A 13,136-nucleotide genomic window follows, 5' to 3' on the forward strand; every position below is an offset into this window, starting at 1 on the left:
GCCCCCCTTTCCTCACGCTGAAAAAAGTTGACCCATTTTCTTGCTACTCTCCGCGGTTTTTCCATCCTATGATATTGATTCAGGAATAAAACCTTCAGGGGCAGAAATGAAAGCGCGTGGGATGATGTTGTTATGTTTATTGCTGGTGGGATGCGATCAACCCAACGACACACAGCTGCGTTTAGATGCCAGTCGACAACTGCAACGCACCATTGATACCAATCCGCTGCGCGTCGGCTGTGAGAAGATTGCGCGTGGCCGTGAATGGCTGACCCAGCACACCCTTCATCGGCTCGAAGCCAATGGCTGCGAAAATGTTTTGCGCAGCGCCACCGAAACCAACTTCACCCACAGCGAAACTTATCGTCATGCGATGACAGTGGTGTGCGGCGGTATTCAGGGCAAAAGTTTCACCGGCACCACTTTGTCTCGCCGCTTTATCTACTCTTCAGAGGAGAAGGCGCTGGTGATTGAACCGATGTCCGATCAGGATAAAACCCGCTTTGAAGGACAGAAATCGCTGCAGCAGTTGCAGGATGATTTTAATCGTCAGACCACGCAATATTGTCAGTAATCAATCCGGTACCGCCTGTACTAACTGGGCCAGTGAGCAGCGCAGGCGCCACAAAATGCCCGCCAGCGTATTGGCTTCGCTCTCCTGTTGCTGCAGTTGCTCAATCAGGGTTTCCAGCTCATCCAGCGTGGCCTGCAGCGCGGTGTGATGCACGCCGCGCAGACTTATAATTCGTTGCAGATCCTGCAGGCTGCTATCACGCATTTGCCTGAGCGTAGCCGACGTCGGCTGCCATTCGCGCAGCTGCCAGACAATGTGGGAACAGTTCAGTAACACCACGCCCCAGCGCAGCAGCCAGACACGCGCCTGCTCGTCACGACTGTTACTGAGCTGACTGATGTGATGATAAATCTGCGATTCAAAGTGGCTTTCACTCAGGCGCGGATGGCGGCGAAGCTGATCGAGAAACGCATGGCGCAGGGCACGAATATGCCGACGACTGCGACGCGCATCGGAACTGGGACGCAGCACCTGAAACGCCAGCCACGCTAGCATTACGCCGCACACCTTGGCGATATTATCATTGAGGAAGCTTTGATAATCCCAGTCCGGCGGATTGGTGACGGCGATAAAGGATCCCATAAAAACAATGAATTGCCCCCACATCCCGGCGCGTTTCTTCTGCTGCAGTTTGAACAACTGCAAGGTGAGCAGCAGCGGGAATAGCACCAGTAAAAACTGCCACAGCGCGCTGATTTGCACCATCAAACCAAACTGCAGCACAAAGCTAAACAGCGACAGCCACAGCAAGGTTTTCAGCAACAGCGAGACGCTGCCACTGGGCGAGGGCGCGGAGGAGTATAGCACGCAGGCGATGGCGGTAAGCGTCAGGGCGGCGGCACCGGAATCCCATTGCGTGGTGATCCAAAAGGCGCAGCCCAGCATGATGACGCTGAAGGTGCGCAGCGCGCTCCAGCCGGCTTCAGCACTGTCGCTTTCGCGCGCCAGCGAGGGCGCATATGGCGGCTGAAAACGGGTATCGGCATCGGCGCGTTCAATCAGGCGAATCCAGCGATTCACATTGAGATACACCCAGCAGAAATAACGCAGTCGCTGGACGAAGGCGCGTTGACGGTAATCACCGGTTGCTGATGGCGTGATGCCACGCATAATCAGCGCCAAACGGTATTTGTCGCACTGCGGCTGCGCCAGTTCCTGCAACAGTTTGGCCATGGCGTCGTAAAGTTCGGGTGGCGCATCGGGCCAGTTCAGCAACATGCGGCGCAGGCTGGAGAGTACGCTGGTGAGACGCAGCTGCTGGTGCAGCACATAGTTCAGCACGTTGTTCTGGCGGCGGAAGCGATAGTGGCTCCAGAATGCCTGAATGCGCAGCAGGTTCATGGTGAGAATCTGGCTAATGACATTCTCATGGGCGGTGCGCACGTTATCAGTGCTGCTTTGCTGCAGTAATAACACCGCATGATCCAGCAAACGCGCGTGCATCTGACGCAGTGAACTCATCAGCGCGTTGCCATCTGAGGTGCTGGGCAGAATCATCATCATCAATCCGGCACACAGGATGCCGGAGATCACTTCGCACACGCGCGCCTGGGCGATATCCCACAGCTGAGTGACATCGGTGATGTTGACGCTGCTAAAAGCGATGATGGCGGCGGTATAACCCGCCAGCGAAAACGCGTAGGCCACGTTATTTTGGTAGTGATTGGCGATCCAGGTACAGAACGCCAGCCACCCGGCCATGAAAAAGGCAAACAGCCAGGGTTCGTTCAGCGTGTGTCCGGCGATCAGCAGCGCGGCGCTGGCACCGAGCAAACTGCCAACGATGCGCCCCAGACTTTTACTGATGGCGCCGCCGACGGTGGGAAAACTCACCACCGCCGCCGAGGTCATGGCCCAGTAAGGTTGATCGAGTTGCAGCGCATAGGCGATGGTCAAGGCGAGACACATCGCGATGCCATTACGCAGCGCGTAGCGCCACTCGCCCCAACTTGCTTTTATCCACGGCAGATTTTGCCAGGCCAGCCACTGAAAATTCATCACAACCTCAGTGGGCGATGGAGATGGTGCAGGTGGTGCCTGCCACCAGCGGCACACCTTCCGGCAACGCGTCTAAGCGAATACGCACCGGCACGCGCTGCGCCAGGCGCACCCAAGGCACGTTAGGCTTGATATCGGGCACCAGCCCGCCATCGCTGGCGACGCTTTGGTCATAAATGGCGCGTCCGATACTTTCCACTGAACCCTGCAAGTGCGCGCCGTTGCTGTACAACACAATTTGCGCGGCAGCGCCGGGCTGAATATGGCGCAGCTTGGTCTCTTCGAAATAGCCCATCACGTAATAAGAGTGGCTGTCGACCAGGGCAAACAGCGGCGTACCGGCGCTGGCATAGTTGCCGGTGCGCAGCGTCAGGTTGCTGATCCAGCCATCGGTGGGCGCGGTAATGGTGGTTTGCTCAAGATTCCAGCGTGCCTGATCGAGGCTAGCCTGCGCCGCTTTTGCCGTCGCTGCGGCGGCATTGGCGGTTAAGCGGGCGGCATCCATATCTTCCGCTGAAATAACGTTGCGCGGCAGGCTGGCGCGGCGATTGGCTTCATGCTGCGCTTTGGCCAGATCGGCCTGCGCTTTAGCCAGTTGGGCTTCGGCATTGGCCTGCGCAATTTGCCACGGCACCGGATCGAGCTTCAGCAGCACGTCGCCTTTATGCACAAACTGATTGTCGCGCACTTCCAGAGCGATGATGCGACCGGACACTTCCGGCGTGATATCCACCAGCTCGGCGCGCACTTTGCCGTCACGCGTCCATGGCGATTGCATGTAGTAATTCCACATCCACCCTCCGGCAAGCAGGGCCAGCGCAAAAATCACCAGGGTTGAAAAATATTTAAAAGGGTTGAATTTCATAGTGATTTATCCGAGGCTCAGTAACCACAATGCGCCAGCGACGCACAGTACAAACAGGGAAAGGTCCATCAAGGTGGGATGCCAGACATCGCCAGAGTAGATCCAGCCGCGTATCAGCGGGTGAATCAACAACCAGAAAAAGAAACCGAGTAACACCGCTTTAAACAGCGGCGGAAAAAACAGCGACGCACCGAACACCAGGTCGGTAAGCGGGGCGCTGGGGGAAAAGGCGGTTAGGGACACGTGTCATCATCCTTTTTGACCGGGAATCATCTAAATAGCGCGTAGACGGCAAGCGTATATGCAGGCCTGGTATTTGTAATTTGCCAGGTAAACTCGCAGAATAGTGTAAAATCTGGCTTAATAGCTAGCAAGCTAATTATAAGGAGATGCAATGGATACGCCCTTGGGAACCGATCTGTCTCGTCTGGTGCGCATTTGGCGCGCGTTAATCGATCAGCGCTTGAAACCGCTTGAGTTGACACAAACACACTGGGTGACGCTACACAATATTCATCAACTCCCGCCAGAGCAGTCTCAAATTCAGCTGGCCAAAGCGATCGGCATTGAGCAGCCTTCATTGGTGCGCACGCTGGATCAGCTGGAAGAGAAAGGATTGATCACCCGCGCGACCTGCGCCAACGATCGTCGCGCCAAGCGCATCAAGTTGACCAAGCAGGCTGAGCCGATTATCGAGCAGGTTGAGAATGTGATTGATGCCACGCGCGATGACATCCTTTCCGGCATCAGCCTGGAGGAGATCAATCAGATGGTGACGCTGATTGCGCGGCTGGAAAAAAACATTCTTGAGTTTCATAACCGCGAGAAATAAAAAAACCGACGCCAGGCGTCGGTTTTTTTTATCTGTCCGCTTAACGAGGCGAAACGGTAACCTGGCTGCCGTTTGACGCCATCACGACGCGCTGGCCAACCGAGTAGCGGGTGGCAGCTTGCTTCTGCACCACCATGATGGTGTTACCATCATCCTTGCGGATTTCCAGCTCGACACCGTCAGATTTGTTGACCGCACCCTGAACGCCCTGACCGGCTACGCCACCGAGTACCGCACCGCCAGCGGTTGCCAGACTGCGACCGCTGCCGCCGCCAATGGTGTTACCGAGGAAACCGCCCAGTACTGCACCACCAATTGCGCCAATCACGTTGTTTTCATCGCCGCCCTGGATTTTCACCGGACGAACAGAAACCAGCGTGCCATAGGAAACACTTTGTACTTGTTTAGCTTCGCTGGCGCTGTAAACGTCACCGGAAAGGGTGCTGTCGTTGGCACAACCTGCCAGAGTTAAGCCGGTCAACGCCACGGCTACAAAACGCTTAATCATCAGAACGCTCCTTAATGCAAAAAAACGCCATATTTCTCATCCTGTACTGCACAGAGTATAAGACAGAAAACTGGCAAATGACGCTAAGTCCGTATAAAACGCGGCTGGGGCGAAGCATAGACCATCGTCCCTCAACAAAAATTCAATCGCCCAACGAAAATATTGCTGAGCTGGAATGCACTGTGCAGTGACGCTGAAAAGCGGAATTTTATCATAGAATTAGACCCGGTAATTTGCCAGGCTTAAGCCAGACGATGTTAAGGGAGTGAACCGCTATGAAATCAGGACGCTATATTGGCGTGATGTCCGGCACCAGCCTTGATGGCGTGGACGTGGTACTGGCGGCCATTGATGGTCAAATGGTGGCGCAGCAGGCCAGCTATTGTCATCCCATCCCGCAGGAATTGCGCCAGCAGGTGCTGGCCATTTGTCAGGGGCAAACCTTGACGCTGTCGCAGCTCGGGCACCTGGATACGCGGCTGGGCAAGCTGTTCGCCGAGGCGGTTTTAACCTTGATGCACCAGCAGTCGCTGGAGGCCAGCGACATCATGGCGATTGGCTGCCACGGACAAACGGTGTGGCATGAGCCGCAAAGTGATGCGCCGAATACACTGCAAATTGGCGATAACAACCAGATCGCGGCGGCAACCGGCGTCACGGTGATTGGGGACTTTCGACGCCGCGACATGGCGCTCGGCGGCCAGGGCGCGCCGCTGGTGCCGGCTTTCCATCAGGCGCTGTTGATGGACAGCGTTGAGCGCCGCATGGTGCTGAACATCGGCGGCATCGCTAATCTGTCACTGCTGATCCCCGGCCAGCCGGTACGCGGTTTTGATACCGGGCCGGGCAATATGCTGATCGATGCGTGGATTTGGCGCAATAAAGGTTTGCCGTACGACAAAGATGCTGCCTGGGCGCGCAGCGGTCAGGTGGTTCCAGCGCTACTGGAGTTGATGCTCAGCGATCCGTGGTTTGCCCTGCCGCCGCCAAAAAGCACCGGGCGCGAATATTTTAATCTCAGCTGGATCGAGCAGCAGCTGCAGCGCTTCCCGGCGCTGGCACCACAGGATGTACAGGCCACGCTGACCGAGCTGACGGCGTTAACCATTGCGCAGCAGGTGCAGCTCAACGACGGTTGCGATCGTCTGTTGGTCTGCGGCGGAGGCAGCCGAAATCCACTGCTGATGGCGCGGCTGGCCACGCATCTGTCGGGAACGGAAGTCGGTACCACCGACGAAGCGGGCATCAGCGGTGATGATATGGAAGCGCTGGCCTTTGCGTGGCTGGCGTTTCGCACATTAAATGGGTTACCGGGCAACCTGCCGGCGGTAACGGGCGCGCGGGACATGAGCGTATTGGGCGCAATTTACCCCGCCAATCCCCGACTTGGTCGTTAAGAGGTAAAAATGAAAAACATAATGATGATACTGAGCAGCGTGGCGCTATTAAGTGGCTGCGGCATGATGCATAAGCAGGAAGAGGCACCGCAACAGCTGCGCTATCAGTGCGGGACTTTGCCGCTGACGGTCACTCAGGATAACGCGAAGCAGCAGGTGAGCTTTATTCTGGATGGTAAGCCCCTGACGCTGGCACAAACGGTGTCGGCCTCTGGCGCGCGCTACAGCGACGGCACTTACGTCTTCTGGTCAAAAGGCAATGGCGCTTTTGTTGAACGTAATAACAAAATCGTGATTAATGATTGTGAATTGCAGAACGCGGATACCTCCGTTCAGTAAACGTGAGAAAGAGAAACAGCATGAGCGACAGTGACAGCTTGCAACATATTGCCCATCTGCGTCGTGAATACACCCGCGGCGGGCTGCGACGTAAAGATCTGCCCGATAACCCTTTGGCGCTGTTTGAGCAGTGGCTGCAGCAGGCCTGCACCGCGCAGTTGCCGGATCCGACGGCAATGACGGTCGCCACCGTTGACAGCAGCGGCCAACCTTATCAGCGCATCGTGCTGCTGAAGCATTACGACGAGCAAGGCATGGTGTTCTATACCAATCTCGGCAGCCGCAAGGCGCTGCAGCTGGCAGAGAATCCGCGTATTTCGCTGCACTTTCCATGGCACTTCCTTGAGCGTCAGGTGATGGTGCTGGGCGAAGTGGAAAAACTGTCGCCGCTGGAGGTACTGAAGTACTTCAGCAGCCGCCCGCGTGATAGCCAGATTGGCGCATGGGTGTCGAAGCAATCAAGCCGCATCTCGGCGCGCGGCGTGCTGGAAGGCAAGTTCCTCGAACTCAAACAGAAATTCCAGCAGGGCGACGTGCCGCTGCCGAGTTTCTGGGGCGGCTACCGTGTCAGATTCCACACCGTGGAGTTCTGGCAGGGCGGCGAACATCGTCTGCACGATCGCTTCCTCTACCAGCGTAATGACAATGGCTGGTCGATTGACCGTTTAGCCCCGTAAAACTGCGTTTTATCCCCTTTCAACGCTGGCGCAGTTGGCGTCAGCGCTTTATGCTATAGCCCTCATTTTTTTCGTCTCCGCACGTCAGCGGAAAGCTGTGTACCAGCCTAGGTGCAGTCTGATCAATTTGGAGTCAGTGATGACCAGCAGTAACCTGATACAACAATTGCAAGAAAGGGGCTTAGTCGCCCAGGTAACGGATGAAGAAGCGTTAGCAGAGCGACTGGCGCAAGGGCCAATTGCACTCTATTGCGGCTTCGATCCTACCGCTGATAGCTTGCATTTGGGCCATCTGGTGCCGCTGCTCTGCCTGAAACGTTTTCAGGATGCCGGACACAAGCCGGTCGCGCTGGTGGGTGGTGCCACCGGTCTGATTGGCGATCCCAGCTTTAAAGCAGCAGAACGTAAACTTAACACCGCTGAAACCGTTGGCGAGTGGGTGGATAAGATCCGCAACCAGGTCGCGCCTTTCCTCAGCTTCGATTGCGGCGACAACAGCGCGATTGCCGCGAACAACTACGACTGGTTTGGCGGCATGAACGTGCTGACCTTCCTGCGCGACATCGGTAAGCACTTCTCTGTGAATCAGATGATCAACCGCGAAGCGGTGAAACAGCGTCTGAACCGCGAAGATCAGGGCATCTCTTACACTGAGTTCTCCTACAACCTGCTGCAGGGTTATGACTTTGCGGAGCTGAACAAGCGTCACGATGTGGTGTTACAGATTGGCGGTTCCGATCAGTGGGGCAACATCACCTCCGGTATCGATCTGACGCGTCGTCTGCATCAGCAGCAGGCGTGGGGCTTGACCGTACCGCTGATCACCAAGTCTGACGGCACCAAGTTCGGTAAAACTGAAGGTGGCGCAGTGTGGCTGGATGCGAAGAAAACCAGTCCATACAAGTTCTACCAGTTCTGGATCAACACTGCGGATGCCGACGTATATCGCTTCCTGAAGTTCTTCACCTTCATGAGCATTGAAGAGATCAATGCGCTGGAAGAAGAAGACAAAAACAGCGGCACAGCGCCCCGCGCGCAATACGTGCTGGCTGAGCAGGTGACGCGTCTGGTGCACGGCGAAAGCGGCTTGACTGCGGCAAAACGCATCACCGAGAGCCTGTTCTCCGGCAGCCTGAGCGCGATGACCGAAGCGGACTTCGAGCAGCTGGCGCAGGACGGCATGCCAACTATCACGCTGACGGCAGAAGACGATCTGCAGCAGGCGCTGGTGGCCGCTGAGCTGGTGCCATCACGCGGCCAGGCACGCACCATGATCGGTTCTAACGCGGTATCGCTGAATGGCGAAAAACAGTCAGATGCGGAGTACCGTTTCAGCGACAGCGATAAACTGTTTGGACGTTTCACGTTGTTGCGTCGCGGTAAAAAACATTACTGCCTGATTAACTGGCAGTAAGCGTTCAGGGCCGGCTTCCGGCCCTTTTTTATGGCAAGACAGCAGTACAGGGCAAAATGAAAAATATTCTCGCAATTCAATCTCACGTTGTTTACGGACACGCCGGTAACAGCGCTGCCGAATTCCCGATGCGCCGCATGGGCGCAAACGTTTGGCCGCTGAATACCGTGCAATTTTCTAATCACACCCAATATGGACACTGGACCGGCACCGTAATGCCCGCCACGCATTTGACCGACATCGTTAAAGGCATTGCGGCAGTTGACCGCCTGAAAACCTGTGATGCGGTGCTGAGCGGCTATTTGGGATCGGCAGAGCAGGGCGAACAGATTCTGGAGATCGTGCGTCTGGTGAAAGAAGCCAATCCGCATGCGTGGTTCTTCTGCGATCCGGTGATGGGCCATCCGGAGAAAGGCTGCATCGTGGCGCCGGGCGTGGCGGAGTTTCACTGTAAAATGGCGTTGCCCGCCAGTGACATCATCGCCCCGAACCTGCTGGAGCTGGAGATGCTCAGCGGCCATGAAGTGGCCAACGTCGAGCAAGCGGTGGTTGCGGCACGAGAACTGATTAGCAAAGGCCCGAAAGTGGTGCTGGTGAAACATCTGGCGCGTGCCGGACGTCGTAGCGATCGTTTTGAGATGCTGCTGTTGACCGCCGATGAGTGCTGGCACATCAGCCGTCCGCTGGTGGACTTTGGCGTGCGTCAGCCGGTTGGCGTGGGCGATCTCACCAGCGGTCTGCTGCTGGTCGATCTGCTGCACGGCAAGTCGCTGCAGGATGCGCTCGAGCACATCACCGCGGCGGTTTATGAAGTGATGCTGAAAACCCACGAAATGGGCGAGTACGAATTGCAGTTGGTGGCCGCGCAGGATGCGATTGCCAAGCCGACACAGCATTTCGCCGCTGAAAAGCTGTAAATTCCCCGTGAGGTGCGCAGTCCTGCGCACCTGCCATTCAGCTCACCATGAATGACGATCCAACGATCTGGGGCGTACGCACTGATAGCGACCCGACGAAGAATAGCGCCGGATTAAACCAAACCTTCCGCCTTCAATGCCGCTTGCACCGCTGGGCGCTCTGCAACCCGATTAAACCAGGCTTCCAGCGCATCCAGCCCCGCTGAATCCAGCTTGATGGCTTTAGCCCAGCGCGTCACCACGAACAGATACACATCGGCAACGGTAAAGCGTAATCCCAGCAGCCACTGTTTATCCTGCAACGCCTCATTCACCTGCTGATACTTTTTCTCCAGCTGCGCACGAGCAATGGTTTTGTACTCTTCCGGCGTATCCGGACGGAACAGCGGGCTAAAACTTTTGTGCAGTTCGCTGCTGACAAAACTCAACCACTCCAGCGTGTGATAGCGCGTCAGGCTGCCGGTCGGTGCCAGCAGATGGCGATCCGGCTTGAGATCCGCCAGATACTGCACAATCGCCACGCCTTCGGTCAGGATGCTGCCATCGTCAAACTGCAGCGCCGGCACTTGTCCTTTCGGGTTAATCTGCCAGTAATCTTCTCCCTGCTCGGTCACTTTTTTCTGCAGGTCCACGTTCACCTGGGTGAAGTCGAGTCCGCATTCCAGCGCGACAATATGCGGTGATAGCGAACAGGCACCGGGCTTACAATAGAGTTTCATCATGGCTTCTCCTTGAGTGTTGTGGTGATCAAAGCAGCATAAGTCTGCCAGGGATATTTACCCGTGACTGCGATCAGGAATTGCGGTCACCGTTCAGGTTTATTCAGCAAAGCATGGCAGTAACGGCAGCTTTTCGAGCGCAAAATCCCAAAATTGCCGCACTTTAGGCGTCATATTCTTCACACGCTGGGTCACTAACTGCACCGGCAGCGGCGCGGGTTCCCATTCTGGCAGTAAGCGCAGCAGTTTCCCGCTGTGGATATCGTCGAGAACCTGATACGACAGCAGCCGTCCGATGCCGTGTGCGCTGCGCAGCGCTTCCAGCTGGCTCTCCACGTCATTAACCCGCAGACGCGGCGTGATGCGCACGCGCAGGTCGTGAGCGAAGCGCCACTCGCGTGTATGGCGCAGGCTCGTCACTAACGCATGTTGAGTCAGTTCAGTGGGATGAACAGGCATGCCAGCCTGTTGCAGATAGTCGGGGCTGGCAACCAGCGTCGAACGCACATGGCCAACCTGACGCGCCACCATCGAAGAGTCCTGCAGAGCACCAATGCGCAGCGCGATATCGAGGCCGTTTTCGATCAGGTCCTGATAGCTGTCGCTGAGCACCACTTCAATCTGCATCTCCGCATGCTGTTGCAGGAAGGCATTCACCAGGGGCATGACGTGGCGACGACCAAACTGCACCGGCGCGGTTAAACGCAGCAAGCCATGCAGGCCGCTGTGGTGAGCGCTGTCGATGGCGCGCTGATAATCGCTCAGCACGCGCTGTGCCTGCTCAAACAGCTGCCAGCCAGCTTCGGTGGGTGCCAGCTGGCGCGTGGTGCGTTCAATCAAAGTGGTGGCGAGGCGGGCTTCAAGGGTGTTGAGGGTGCGCGTGATCACCGGTGGCGATCGCTGTAACAAACGTGCGGCGCCAGCCAAACTGCCTTGCTGGATAACCGCGACAAACACCTCAAGCTCATCAAACCTGTCCATGCTTATTCCACTCAGATTAACAGTGAGCCGACATCATGAAGTTAAGCGAGCAAAAAGCGAAGTGTGGGTAGCAGAAATCGTTAAAGGAAATGTGAATGGCGGCGAAATAGTCGGTAGAAAAAAGCCGGGACATGCCCGGCTTTCTGCTTACTTATTGGCGCTGGCGCGTTTCAGTTCAGTTTGACTATCATCCTGCGTCATGCGGTTCAGCAGTGGCGCGGTGATTAACATCAGCAGGGCGATTACGCCGGTGGCGATACCAATCTGCTGGAACACATGGCTGTAGACCGCCAGTGACATGTGTGGATCGGTCACATCATTCGGCACCGCCATCAGGTTCGCGACTTTACCGGCAATCATTGCCGCACCCGCGGTAGTCAGGAACCACGAACCCATGATGAAGCCCATTAAACGCTGTGGTACCAGCTGTGCCACCATTGCCAGGCCCAGACCGGAAATCATCAGCTCACCAATGCTCTGCAGCGCATAGCTAAGGATTAGCCAGTTCACTGAGACGATACCGGCTTCGTTGGCAAATTTGGCACCAAACGGCAGCACCAGGAAGGCCGCTGAACACAGCACCATACCGAAGGCGAATTTGTGTGGCATCGGCATTTTATCGCCAAGCTTGTTGTACACCGCGGCCAGAATCGGGCTTGCCAGCATGATCCAAAACGGGTTCAGCGCCTGGAACTGCTCCGGCTCAAAGGTGATGCCGAGAATCGCGTGCTCAACGTTGCGGATAGCGAAGAAGTTAAGTGAGGTTGGCATCTGCATGTAAAGCACGAAGAACACAATCGCTTCAACCATCAGCAGGAAGGCCACGATCATCTTACGACGTGCGGCCCCCTTCAGCGCGAAGGCTTCTTTGGCGAAGATCACCACGATACCTGCGGCGATGACGCCCAGTGTCATACGTGCGATGCTCTGGTGATGCAGCAGCCAGGCCGCCAGCGCAATCAGTGCTACCACGCCAATCAGCGTCATCAGCAGTTTACCCATCTGCAGCGGGGCAAAATCCGGCTTGGATCCGTAGTTTTTCACGACACGCTGGAAGAACAGGAAGTTCAGCAGCGTGATCACCAGACCGACAACCGACAGCGAGAACGCGGCGCCCCAGCCATATTTCGCGGCCAGCCACGGCGTCAGCATCATCGAGAACAGCGAACCGATGTTGATCGACATGTAGAACATGGTGAAGGCACCGTCGAGGCGCGCGTCATCTTTCTCGTAGCAGGTCGACAGCAGGGAAGACGGGTTAGCTTTAAACAAACCGCTACCTACCGCGATAGTCGCCATGCCGATATACACCATTGAGGTGTCATGGCCGGAGAAGGCAATCAGCGCATAACCCAGCGCCAGCACCATTACGCCGAGCACGATGACGCGTTTGGTACCCAGCACTTTATCGCCGAGCCAGCCGCCGATGGCGACTAAACCATACACCAGCGCGCTAAACGAGGTGAACAGCGTAATGGAGTCCGCTTCGGACATGCCCAGCTGTTTAACCAGGTAAACCGCCATGATGGCTTGCAGGCCGTAGTAACCAAAACGTTCCCACAGTTCGATGGAGAAGATCAGATAAAACGCTTTCGGTTGCTTAAAAGCGTTGAGGCTTGGCGCCCCGTCAGTGTGTTTGTTTGCAGTTGACACGTATACCTCAGTTTTAACATAGCCTGTTTTGCGACAGGAATTAAGTCTGCGTCGGGCTGGGTAATCCCGCGCAACATTGTTATTAGAAAGGAAAAACGGCGACTAATTTGGCTGAATCAGTCCAACAGGGCAAGCATTTTCTGCACGCTGAAATACTTGCAATAGGTAGGGTTAATGCCGTTATACAAAGTTGTAAATCAGTGTTAAATCTCGCTTGAGGGCATTATATCAGGATAAACAGGTGAAATGCAGATCGTGAAGA

The 13,136-nt window shown here is 56.0% G+C and carries 14 protein-coding genes; 7 read left to right on the top strand and 7 right to left on the bottom strand.

The annotated features are described in order from the left end of the window. Positions 1–106 precede the first annotated feature (106 nt). Positions 107–574 carry a hypothetical protein gene (locus FCN45_RS08810; RefSeq protein ID WP_137385686.1) on the top strand — a complete coding sequence of 156 codons (468 nt, stop codon included), beginning with the start codon at positions 107–109 and terminating at the stop codon, positions 572–574. Here FCN45_RS08810 and FCN45_RS08815 read toward each other — a convergent pair whose 3' ends face one another. Genes FCN45_RS08815 through FCN45_RS08825 form a run of 3 tightly spaced genes read right to left on the bottom strand, consistent with a single transcriptional unit; the run spans position 575 to position 3,680 of the window. Next, positions 575–2,572, bottom strand: a complete 1,998-nt coding sequence (locus FCN45_RS08815) for an FUSC family protein (RefSeq protein ID WP_137385687.1) — start codon at positions 2,570–2,572, stop codon at positions 575–577. A 7-nt stretch (positions 2,573–2,579) separates the two neighbouring features. Next, the gene (locus FCN45_RS08820) at positions 2,580–3,437 is read right to left on the bottom strand and encodes an HlyD family secretion protein (RefSeq protein WP_137385688.1); all 858 of its coding nucleotides are present in this window, start codon (positions 3,435–3,437) and stop codon (positions 2,580–2,582) included. 6 nt (positions 3,438–3,443) lie between these two features. After that, positions 3,444–3,680 carry a DUF1656 domain-containing protein gene (locus FCN45_RS08825; RefSeq protein WP_008110284.1) on the bottom strand — a complete coding sequence of 79 codons (237 nt, stop codon included), beginning with the start codon at positions 3,678–3,680 and terminating at the stop codon, positions 3,444–3,446. 151 nt (positions 3,681–3,831) lie between these two features. Between FCN45_RS08825 and slyA the strand changes: the two genes are divergently transcribed. Further along, on the top strand, positions 3,832–4,269 hold the full coding sequence (gene slyA / locus FCN45_RS08830; RefSeq protein ID WP_007892783.1) for a transcriptional regulator SlyA: 438 nt from the start codon (positions 3,832–3,834) through the stop codon (positions 4,267–4,269). A 40-nt stretch (positions 4,270–4,309) separates the two neighbouring features. Here slyA and slyB read toward each other — a convergent pair whose 3' ends face one another. Beyond that, on the bottom strand, positions 4,310–4,777 hold the full coding sequence (slyB, locus tag FCN45_RS08835) for an outer membrane lipoprotein SlyB (RefSeq protein ID WP_008110282.1): 468 nt from the start codon (positions 4,775–4,777) through the stop codon (positions 4,310–4,312). Between the two features lie 275 nt (positions 4,778–5,052). Here slyB and anmK point away from each other — a divergent pair, with 275 nt between their 5' ends. From anmK to pdxY, 5 genes are all read left to right on the top strand, one after another. Next, positions 5,053–6,174 (top strand): anhydro-N-acetylmuramic acid kinase, encoded by a 1,122-nt coding sequence (anmK, locus tag FCN45_RS08840; protein ID WP_137385689.1) that lies wholly within the window; start codon positions 5,053–5,055, stop codon positions 6,172–6,174. A 9-nt stretch (positions 6,175–6,183) separates the two neighbouring features. After that, the gene (locus tag FCN45_RS08845) at positions 6,184–6,513 is read left to right on the top strand and encodes an MliC family protein (protein WP_110866045.1); all 330 of its coding nucleotides are present in this window, start codon (positions 6,184–6,186) and stop codon (positions 6,511–6,513) included. Positions 6,514–6,533: 20 nt separating this feature from the next. Then, positions 6,534–7,190, top strand: coding sequence for a pyridoxamine 5'-phosphate oxidase (gene pdxH, locus FCN45_RS08850; protein WP_101764536.1), 657 nt, complete (start codon positions 6,534–6,536; stop codon positions 7,188–7,190). 139 nt (positions 7,191–7,329) lie between these two features. Beyond that, on the top strand, positions 7,330–8,604 hold the full coding sequence (gene tyrS, locus FCN45_RS08855; protein ID WP_008110275.1) for a tyrosine--tRNA ligase: 1,275 nt from the start codon (positions 7,330–7,332) through the stop codon (positions 8,602–8,604). A gap of 56 nt (positions 8,605–8,660) precedes the next feature. Further along, positions 8,661–9,521, top strand: coding sequence for a pyridoxal kinase PdxY (pdxY, locus tag FCN45_RS08860; protein WP_137385690.1), 861 nt, complete (start codon positions 8,661–8,663; stop codon positions 9,519–9,521). A gap of 113 nt (positions 9,522–9,634) precedes the next feature. Here the strand turns inward: pdxY and gstA are convergent, their stop codons facing one another. The 3 genes from gstA to dtpA all read right to left on the bottom strand — a co-directional run bounded on the left by gstA (position 9,635) and on the right by dtpA (position 12,874). Next, entirely contained in the window at positions 9,635–10,240 is a 606-nt protein-coding gene (gstA, locus tag FCN45_RS08865; protein ID WP_210421281.1) for a glutathione transferase GstA, read from the bottom strand. A 99-nt stretch (positions 10,241–10,339) separates the two neighbouring features. Next, positions 10,340–11,221: a LysR family transcriptional regulator gene (locus FCN45_RS08870; RefSeq protein WP_137385692.1), complete on the bottom strand. Its 882-nt coding sequence runs from the start codon at positions 11,219–11,221 to the stop codon at positions 10,340–10,342. 147 nt (positions 11,222–11,368) lie between these two features. Beyond that, positions 11,369–12,874, bottom strand: coding sequence for a dipeptide/tripeptide permease DtpA (gene dtpA, locus FCN45_RS08875; RefSeq protein ID WP_137385693.1), 1,506 nt, complete (start codon positions 12,872–12,874; stop codon positions 11,369–11,371). Between the last annotated feature and the right edge of the window lie 262 nt (positions 12,875–13,136).

Origin of the sequence: Pantoea sp. SO10 (assembly GCF_005281435.1) — a bacterium.
GTDB lineage: Bacteria > Pseudomonadota > Gammaproteobacteria > Enterobacterales > Enterobacteriaceae > Pantoea > Pantoea leporis.

Coding starts and splice junctions, on each gene's coding strand:
- FCN45_RS08820 (WP_137385688.1), bottom strand. CDS start 3,437: ATGAAATTCAACCCTTTTAAATATTTTTCAACCCTGGTGATTTTTGCG.
- FCN45_RS08810 (WP_137385686.1), top strand. CDS start 107: ATGAAAGCGCGTGGGATGATGTTGTTATGTTTATTGCTGGTGGGATGC.
- FCN45_RS08870 (WP_137385692.1), bottom strand. CDS start 11,221: ATGGACAGGTTTGATGAGCTTGAGGTGTTTGTCGCGGTTATCCAGCAA.
- gstA (WP_210421281.1), bottom strand. CDS start 10,240: ATGAAACTCTATTGTAAGCCCGGTGCCTGTTCGCTATCACCGCATATT.
- anmK (WP_137385689.1), top strand. CDS start 5,053: ATGAAATCAGGACGCTATATTGGCGTGATGTCCGGCACCAGCCTTGAT.
- pdxH (WP_101764536.1), top strand. CDS start 6,534: ATGAGCGACAGTGACAGCTTGCAACATATTGCCCATCTGCGTCGTGAA.
- pdxY (WP_137385690.1), top strand. CDS start 8,661: ATGAAAAATATTCTCGCAATTCAATCTCACGTTGTTTACGGACACGCC.
- FCN45_RS08815 (WP_137385687.1), bottom strand. CDS start 2,572: ATGAATTTTCAGTGGCTGGCCTGGCAAAATCTGCCGTGGATAAAAGCA.
- tyrS (WP_008110275.1), top strand. CDS start 7,330: ATGACCAGCAGTAACCTGATACAACAATTGCAAGAAAGGGGCTTAGTC.
- slyA (WP_007892783.1), top strand. CDS start 3,832: ATGGATACGCCCTTGGGAACCGATCTGTCTCGTCTGGTGCGCATTTGG.
- slyB (WP_008110282.1), bottom strand. CDS start 4,777: ATGATTAAGCGTTTTGTAGCCGTGGCGTTGACCGGCTTAACTCTGGCA.
- FCN45_RS08845 (WP_110866045.1), top strand. CDS start 6,184: ATGAAAAACATAATGATGATACTGAGCAGCGTGGCGCTATTAAGTGGC.